The organism is Mesorhizobium sp. M2A.F.Ca.ET.037.01.1.1 (genome assembly GCF_003998075.1).
In the GTDB taxonomy this organism is placed as follows: domain Bacteria; phylum Pseudomonadota; class Alphaproteobacteria; order Rhizobiales; family Rhizobiaceae; genus Mesorhizobium.
Genome location: NZ_RZSA01001405.1, coordinates 1 through 1221, shown reverse-complemented (window position 1 = coordinate 1221; position 1221 = coordinate 1). Strand labels below are relative to the sequence as shown.

The 1221-nt window shown below is 64.0% G+C and carries 2 protein-coding genes; one reads left to right on the top strand and one right to left on the bottom strand.

Features of this window, described 5'->3' with window-relative positions:
• Positions 1-267: TetR/AcrR family transcriptional regulator (locus EOA27_RS37135; protein WP_127258792.1), on the bottom strand; the 267-nt coding region annotated here is incomplete at its 3' end.
• 138 nt (positions 268-405) lie between these two features.
• Between EOA27_RS37135 and EOA27_RS37130 the strand changes: the two genes are divergently transcribed.
• On the top strand, positions 406-1221 hold an 816-nt coding region (locus EOA27_RS37130), incomplete at its 3' end, for an efflux RND transporter periplasmic adaptor subunit (protein WP_245491339.1).

Sequence of the window (1221 nt, the reverse complement as noted above, 5' to 3'; positions counted from 1 at the left end):
CAGCTTGATATAGGCCGAGAGGGCGCTTTCGTGCCTGGCCTCGGCGGTGCGTGCTTCCAACGCCGTCTGGAAGTCGCGGAGATAGCTTTCGACAAGGCCCTGCATCAGCTTGGCCTTGGTCGGGAAGTTGTAAAGCAAGCCGCCCTTCGACACCCCGGCGCGGCTGGCGACTGCCTCGAGCGACAAGCTTCCCGGGCCTGCTTCGCGCGCCACGTCGGCGGCGGCGGCAAGTATCTTTTCGCGTGAGTTTGCCCTGGGTGCTCTCATCACGCCTCCCCTATATTAGCTTAGGCGGAATTGACAAGACCGTCCAGCCGGTACAGTAAGGCGCCGTTTGAAGTCGGGACCTGTTGTCGATATCCCGGCATCGATTGTTTGCCGGTTGCCGACTCGAGGGGACTGTCCGTGAAGCGCTTTTTCACCATCGCTGTGTTCCTGATTCTGCTCGCTCTCGTCTGCGTCGGCATCGTTGGTTTCAACTTCATGCGCGATGCCGGCATCAAGCAGTATTTCGCCACCATGAAGCCGCCGGCCGCCACGGTCTCGACAGTGGTCGTCAAGCCTTCGGAATGGACGCCGGGCGTCGAGGCCATCGGCACCGTCAATGCCGTGCGCGGCGTCGACCTTACCGTCGAAACGAGCGGCATCGTCAAGAACATCCTCTTCCACGCCAACCAGAAGGTCGCCACCGACGCGGTGCTCCTGCAGCTGGACGACGCGGTCGAGAAGGCTGATCTGGTGGCGCAGAAGGCGCAGGCCGCCTCCGACCAGGCGGCGCTGACCCGCGCGATCGAATTGCAGCGGCGCGGCGTCGGCACGGACGCGACGCTCGACGCCGCGCGCGCCGCCGCGGATGCCTCGGCGGCACAGGTGAACAAGCTGCAGGCGGTGCTCGACCAGAAGCAATTGTCCGCGCCCTTCGGCGGCACGGTCGGCATCCCGAAGATCGATATCGGCCAATATCTGGCCCCCGGCAATTCGGTGGTGACGATCCAGGATCTGGACACGATGCGGGTCGACTTCACGGTTCCCGAACAGCAGCTGCCGCTGCTCAAGATCGGCCAGACCGTCAAGCTCGGCAGCAGCCTTGCGGACATGTCGTTTGCCGGCTCCATCCGCGGCATCGATCCCAAGATCGATCCGGCAAGCCGGCTGGTTTCGATCCGCGGCGAGGTCGCCAATCCGGAAGGCAAGCTGACGCCTGGCCAGTTCGTCCAGATC